The 6,798-nt window shown below is 41.1% G+C and carries 7 protein-coding genes; 4 read left to right on the forward strand and 3 right to left on the reverse strand.

Going from position 1 to position 6,798, the window contains the following annotated elements:
• From eno to rodA, 4 genes are all read left to right on the forward strand, one after another.
• Positions 1-976: phosphopyruvate hydratase (gene eno, locus B4F08_RS06390; RefSeq protein WP_291373853.1), on the forward strand; the 976-nt coding region annotated here is incomplete at its 5' end.
• Between the two features lie 13 nt (positions 977-989).
• Positions 990-1,385, forward strand: a complete 396-nt coding sequence (locus B4F08_RS06395; protein ID WP_291373854.1) for a septum formation initiator family protein — start codon at positions 990-992, stop codon at positions 1,383-1,385.
• A complete protein-coding gene (ispD, locus tag B4F08_RS06400) occupies positions 1,354-2,064 on the forward strand; it encodes a 2-C-methyl-D-erythritol 4-phosphate cytidylyltransferase (RefSeq protein WP_414632458.1) in 711 nt (236 codons plus the stop codon). The genes B4F08_RS06395 and ispD overlap by 32 nt, the downstream gene beginning before the upstream one ends.
• Before the next feature lie 114 nt (positions 2,065-2,178).
• On the forward strand, positions 2,179-3,315 hold the full coding sequence (rodA, locus tag B4F08_RS06405; RefSeq protein WP_086207582.1) for a rod shape-determining protein RodA: 1,137 nt from the start codon (positions 2,179-2,181) through the stop codon (positions 3,313-3,315).
• Positions 3,316-3,406: 91 nt separating this feature from the next.
• Here the strand turns inward: rodA and B4F08_RS06410 are convergent, their stop codons facing one another.
• The 3 genes from B4F08_RS06410 to mqo all read right to left on the reverse strand — a co-directional run.
• The gene (locus B4F08_RS06410; RefSeq protein WP_291373856.1) at positions 3,407-3,892 is read right to left on the reverse strand and encodes a hypothetical protein; all 486 of its coding nucleotides are present in this window, start codon (positions 3,890-3,892) and stop codon (positions 3,407-3,409) included.
• A gap of 56 nt (positions 3,893-3,948) precedes the next feature.
• A complete protein-coding gene (locus B4F08_RS06415; protein WP_291373857.1) occupies positions 3,949-5,223 on the reverse strand; it encodes an MFS transporter in 1,275 nt (424 codons plus the stop codon).
• Positions 5,224-5,296: 73 nt separating this feature from the next.
• Positions 5,297-6,798, reverse strand: a 1,502-nt coding sequence (gene mqo / locus B4F08_RS06420) for a malate dehydrogenase (quinone) (RefSeq protein ID WP_291373858.1), incomplete at its 5' end; no start/stop codon positions are given.

Consider the following 6,798-nt stretch of genomic DNA (forward strand, 5'->3'; position numbering starts at 1 on the left):
ATTGGGTGCAAATGCAACTTTAGCGGTATCGCTAGCTGCTGCACGTGCTGCTGCTGATGAAAAGAAAATTCCTCTTTTCCAATACATCGCAGACTTACGCGGTCAAACTACTTTGACTATGCCTGTACCAATGATGAACATCATCAATGGTGGTTCGCATGCAGATAACAACGTAGACATCCAAGAGTTCATGATTGAGCCTGTAGGTTTTACTTCATTCTCTGAAGCGCTTCGTGCGGGTGCGGAAATCTTCCATTCTCTAAAATCAGTTTTAAACAAAAAAGGTTTAAACACTGCTGTAGGCGATGAAGGTGGTTTTGCACCGAACTTACGTTCAAACGAAGAAGCGATCACTGTTATTCTTGAAGCGATTGGTCAAACTGGTTACAAAGCAGGTTCTGATATTATGCTTGCACTTGACTGTGCATCTTCAGAATTTTACAAAAATGGTCAGTACATCCTTGCTGGTGAAGGCAATAAAGCATTCACAAGCAACCAGTTCTCTGACTATTTAGCGGGCCTTGTAAACCAATATCCAATTATCTCTATTGAAGATGGTTTAGATGAGTCAGATTGGGAAGGTTGGTCTTACTTGACATCTATCCTTGGTGATAAAATCCAGTTGGTGGGTGATGACTTGTTCGTTACAAACCCAAAAATCCTTCAACGTGGTATTAATGAGAAAGTAGGTAACTCTATTTTAATCAAATACAACCAAATCGGTACGTTGACTGAAACTCTAGATGCGATCTATCTTGCGAAAGCAAATGGTTATAGCACTGTTATTTCACATCGTTCAGGTGAAACTGAAGATTCAACGATTGCAGATCTTGCGGTAGGTACTGCTGCTGGTCAAATCAAGACAGGTTCACTTTGCCGTTCAGATCGTGTAGCGAAATACAACCAATTGCTTCGTATTGAAGAATTGACAAATGCTGCTTACCGCGGTAAAGCTGAGTTTAAAGGTTTAAACTAAGCGATTGATGTCAATGTTAAATGTATTCGACTCACTCATGAGTAAAGTACTACTAGGCCTTGCGATCATTTTGATCGCAGGGTTTCAGTATTTATACTGGTTTGGTGAGGGTGGTTATCAAGACCATTTGCAACTCACACAAAAAATTCAACAACAAACTGAAATTAATAACGATTTAAAAGAACGTAATCGTGTCTTAGCGGCAGAAGTGTATGATTTGAAGAATGGTATTGAGGCCATTGAAGAGCATGCGCGCTTAGACTTGGGTTTAATTAAACCGCGTGAAACGTTTATTCAAATGAGTACCATCAGTACTCAATATAAACCTGTTTATATTAATCCAAACGCCCAAATTGATTTGCGGACCAATGAAGACGATGAGCCTGAACTCCCTCCAGCTACCCCATAAATTGTGGGCGATTATTCCTGCTGCAGGTTCTGGAAGCCGTTTCTCTAAATCAGAGCTGAAACAATACCAAATGATTGGTCAAAAAACTGTGCTTGAGCATACAGTTTTTCGTCTAAATCATTTACCTTTACAAGGCTATGTTTTGGCGATTGGTTCAGATGATGATGTTGCTCAAAGTTTGCCTTTTACCAATATGGAAAAAGCACATTTCTGTGAAGGTGGTGCCGAGCGTGTAAACTCGGTGCTCAATGCGCTCAATTATCTTTCCACAATCGCTAATGCTGACGACTGGGTCTTTGTGCATGATGCAGCACGTCCATGTGTAACGCAGGATTGTCTATGGCAACTGGTTGATACTGCTATTCAGTTCAATACAGGGGCGATTTTAGCGATTCCTGTTAGAGATACTTTAAAGCGAGTGGTCTCAGCGCAAAATATTCAAGAAACGATTGACCGTTCACAGCTTTGGCAGGCACAAACCCCACAGATTGCTAAACTGGGTGTTTTGAAGTCAGCCATTGAGCATGCACTTGCAGCAAATGCAGTCATTACCGACGAAGCTAGTGCTTTGGAGTTTGTAGGTCAACCAGTTCAAGTCGTACAAGGCCGTTCTGATAATATTAAAATTACCTATCCTGATGACCTAGAGCTTGCACGACTTATTTTAGCGGCACAATAAAAAAATAATTGGATTTATTGGGCGAAAACTACAGAAATATGGGTTTGAATGATGTTATCTAAAACACTTTAAACTTATAATTTGCCCTGTCTTTAGCTCATTCAAATTACGCAAATGATACCATCACAACAGTATCGTTTTTTACGTCAGTCTTTACGTGACGGCAGAAGCATTAAACATGACTCATCTCGTTGGGCTAAACTACATTTAGATCCATGGCTTTTATGTTTTCTTATTTTAAATGCCATTTTGGGCTTGCTGGTAATCTATAGTGCCTCAGCACAAGATATGGGGATGGTATTTCGCCAAGCCACCAGTTTTGCTGTAGGCTTCATTGTGATGATTATCTGTGCGCAAATTCCACCCAAAGTCTATCAGGCCATTAGTCCTTATTTTTTCATCTTCGCAGTGATTTTGATGGTACTGGTCTTGGTTGTGGGTGAAACTCGAATGGGAGCAAGGCGCTGGATCAGTCTGCCGGGTATAGGCAGTATGCAGCCTTCTGAGTTTATGAAGTTTGCCATGCCTTTAATGATGGCGTGGTACTTCGCAGGTCGTGCTTTTCCACCGAAGTTTATGCACATTGTGATTTCGTTGGGCATCATGATGTTGCCGTTTTTATTGGCGGCTTTGCAACCTGACTTGAACTTAGGTCTCTTGATTCCTGGGGTGTGTGTCATTTTCCTCAGTGGTATTTCTTGGCGTCTGATTGCTTTGGCCTGTGGTGCTTTGGCTGTTGCTACACCTTTGCTGTGGATGTTCTTTTTACAAGAATATCAGAAAAAGCGAGTGCTCACTTTATTTGATCCTGAGTCAGATGCATTGGGTGCGGGTTGGAATATTATCCAATCCAAGATTGCCATTGGTTCAGGTGGCTTAATGGGTAAGGGCTTCACTGAAGGTACACAGTCACATTTGGGATATTTGCCAGAGCATCATACCGATTTCATTATGTCGACCTATGCGGAAGAGTTTGGTTTTATTGGGGTGTTTTTGCTGTTTAGCTTATTTGCCGCAATTATTATTCGTTGTTTGATTATTGGGATGAATAGCTTTCATAATTTTGGTCGTTTATATGCAGGTGCTGTGGGCTTAACGTTCTTTTTCTTCGTATTGTTAAACTCGGGGATGGTGAGCGGAATTTTACCAGTAACAGGTGATCCTTTACCGTTGATGAGTTATGGTGGAACCGCGGTGATTACTATGTTGGCCAGTATGGGCATTGTAATGTCAATCCATACCCATCGCTAAAGTCTAAAAGAATCAAGCCAGCACTATTGCTGGCTTTTTTTGTATTTAAAACTTATGTCATACTGAGAAAACTAGGCTGTATTTTTAGGTTTTATAAAGCACCATACTGTTGCCATGTTTCGCCTGTATGCAAGCTATTATAGTAGTTTTGTAGAGTGTTCAAGTCATGGTATTGCGTATAAGCCAGTATAAACAGCCCAAAAAGTAAAGCCACCATCAATAGATTTAAACGCAAATGTTGCAGTGAAAAATAGCCTAAGCTAAGTAGGGCGAGTATGACTGAGGGAAGAATCGCAATACTTTCATGCTGAAAAAGAAATGCCCAATGATGTAAATAAACCAGACATAAAATAAGTCCAATCAATCCCAAAACGTTATAGATCTTTTTATTTAATGATGCTTTAAAAACAAGGATGGTTTGAAAAATTAAAACCAGGCCACTAAAAAGGTACGCGCTTTTTCCACCAATAATCACACTATAGATTGCATTAAATAGGCAATAAGCCAGCAACACGGAGAGTAAGAAAGAATAGAGTCTGGCATAGAGAGTGTGTGAAAAGGGGAGAATCTGTTTCATAATTTGCTCTATTGAAAACTCACATCGTATTAAAAGAGGATTTGAAGCTTAACATGCTATTCGCTTCTTGTGGCGGTGGCATGCTTTTTCCGTGTTGGAGATACTCTGAGTAAATGTCGCGTACGAGTTGAACTTAGACCACAAATCATTAAGCATAGTGTCCCACCAATAAGGACGGCTGGCACCACAGAAAAATAACGTGTCATCAGGCTCATGTGTAGTGCGCCGAGTTGATTGCCTGAAGTCACTAAGATGCCATTTAAAGCTGCAACACGCCCTAATAGTGCTTTCGGTGGGAGCTGTTGTAATAAAGTTTGTCGAATGACCATGCTGATGCTATCAAAGGCGCCGATCAAAACAAGGAAGAAGACTGAGAGCCAAAGATGGGAGGATAGTGCGAAAGCTAAAGTGCACAAAGCAATGGCAAAACTACTATAGAGCATGTTTCTCCATGCATTTTGCATTGGAGAATAACAGGTCAGCACCAACATCATGATACAGGCACCCATGGCAGGTGCAGCTCTGAGTATGCCTAAGCCTTCAACGCCTAGATGCAGGATATCGTGTGCAAAAATAGGCAGCAAGATAATGACACTACAAAAAAGCATGGCGCTGAGATCCAGCAACATGCTCCAAAACATCAGTGGATGTTTAAAGATAAACACATAGGCCTCTTTTAAGCTTTTGCTTAAATGCTGTTTATGTGGTTTGGGAAACTGACGAGGGTTTAGTCTAAATAAGCAGATGCTACCCATGCAACATAAGAAAAAAACAATAAAGAGGGTTTTTTCAAGCCCAAGTTGGCCGAGTAAAAGTCCTGCACATAAGGGTGCTAAAATGCCTCCCATTTGCCAAATGAGTGCCGTCCAAGTGGCTGCATTGCTATAGGCTGGCTCTGGGGTGAGAAACGGGCGTAATGAATTAAATGATGGGCTGTAAATGCCTCTAAGTATGCCTAAGCAAAAGATGAGGCTATAAATGCCACATAAAAGTGTATTTTGTTGAATATGTTGTTGTTGGTACTGAGAAAAAAGAACAATAAATAGTAAGGGAATTAGAGTGCTACAGCTAAAACTCCACTGCACAATTTTTTGTCGGTTATAGCGGTCAGCCCAGGCACCACTAATCAGGGAGAGGCAAATAAACGGCAGTAACTCAATTAAGGCAATCATGCCAAGGCTCAGTGGATTCTGAGTGAGTTGGTAAACGCTATAGGCAATAACGACTTCTTGAATCATGATGGCTAGAATTAAGCACAACTGATTGATACTCAGAAGTGAAAAATCACGTGAACGAAAAGCCAAAAAAGCGTCGGAATGGAAAAGCGACATAAACAGAATAATTTCAAATATGAATTAAAAAAAGGATGGCGCAAAGTCCATCCTTTTTAGGGTTTAAAGCAGATTACTGTGCTTTTGCTATCGCAGCAGTTTCGTCATTTGCAGCTTTTGCCATAGGTGTGTATTTCAAACCTAGGGTTGTACTGGTGTATTGGCGAACTTGGTCAAGAAGTACAGGATTGGTGCTGAGTTCTTGTTGGTACGATTTTACAATTTCATGTAATTTCGGATTCCATTTACCTGCTACTTGTTGTGGGAATGCTTTCTCAAGCAAGCTCAACATAATATAAGGAGAAGTCGAAGCGCCAGGGGATGCACCTAATAGGGCAGTCACAGCACCGTCCTGTGATGCAAAAATCTCGGTACCAAATTGCAAGCTTGCAGGTTTGCCTGGTTCTTTCTTAATGATTTGAACACGTTGACCACCTTGATTCATGCGCCAGTCTTCTGGTTTTGCATCAGGGTAGTATTTTTTCAATTCATTAAAACGGTCGGCATCGGTCATCATGACTTGGCTAACTAAGTATTTGACCAAATCAAGATTTTCCATACCCACAGCAGTCATTGGTAAAACGTTGTTCTTAGTGGTTGATTTCAATAAATCAAGCTGAGAACCTTGTTTTAAGAACTTGTTTGAATAAGTCGCAAATGGGCCAAACAACACATATTTTTTACCGTCTATATAACGTGTATCAATATGTGGAACAGACATTGGGGGTGCGCCTAATTCAGCACGACCATAAACTTTTGCAGTATGGCCTTCGGTGACTTTCGGGTTGTCGGTCATTAAGAACACGCCACCTACAGGGAAGCCAGCATATTGATTCGCTTCTGGTAAGCCTGTCATTTGTAAAAGTTTAACCGCTGCACCGCCTGCACCAATAAAGACAAAGCGCGTTTTCACGTGATCTGTTTTACCTGTAGTGAGGTTTTTAAATGCAACAGTCCACGTTTTATCATCGTTTTGGCTAATGCCAGTCACTTCAGTCGATGTTTGTAGCTGGAAGTTAGATTGTTTTTTAAGGTGATCGACCAATTGAGTGGTGATCGAACCATAGTTTACATCCGAGCCTACATCCATGCGTGTTGCAGCTACTTTCTGTGCAGCATCACGGCCATTCATCACCAAAGGTGCCCATTGTTTAATTTCAGCAGGATTTTCAGAGAATTTCATGCCATAAAACATTGGGTTTTTAACCATTGCAGCGTAACGTTTTTCGAGGAAATTCACGTTATCGCCCCAAACGAAAGCAATGTGCGGTACAGGGTTGATGAAACTATTTGGTTGTCCCAAAACACCTTCTTTGACTTGATAAGACCAGAACTGTTTTGCAACTTCAAATTGTTCAGCCACTTTTACAGCTTTGGTAATGTCCATTTTCCCATCTTTTTCAGAGGTATAGTTCATTTCCATAAAGCCAGAGTGACCTGTGCCTGCATTGTTGAAGCCATTAGAGCTTTCTTGTGCAACTTTGTCTAGGCGTTCATACATGCGAATTTGCCAGTTTGGCTCAAGTTCACTAAGGTATGTGCCTAGGGTTGCACTCATGATGCCACCACCAACTA

Source organism: Acinetobacter sp. UBA6720, from assembly GCF_002454215.1.
GTDB lineage: Bacteria > Pseudomonadota > Gammaproteobacteria > Pseudomonadales > Moraxellaceae > Acinetobacter.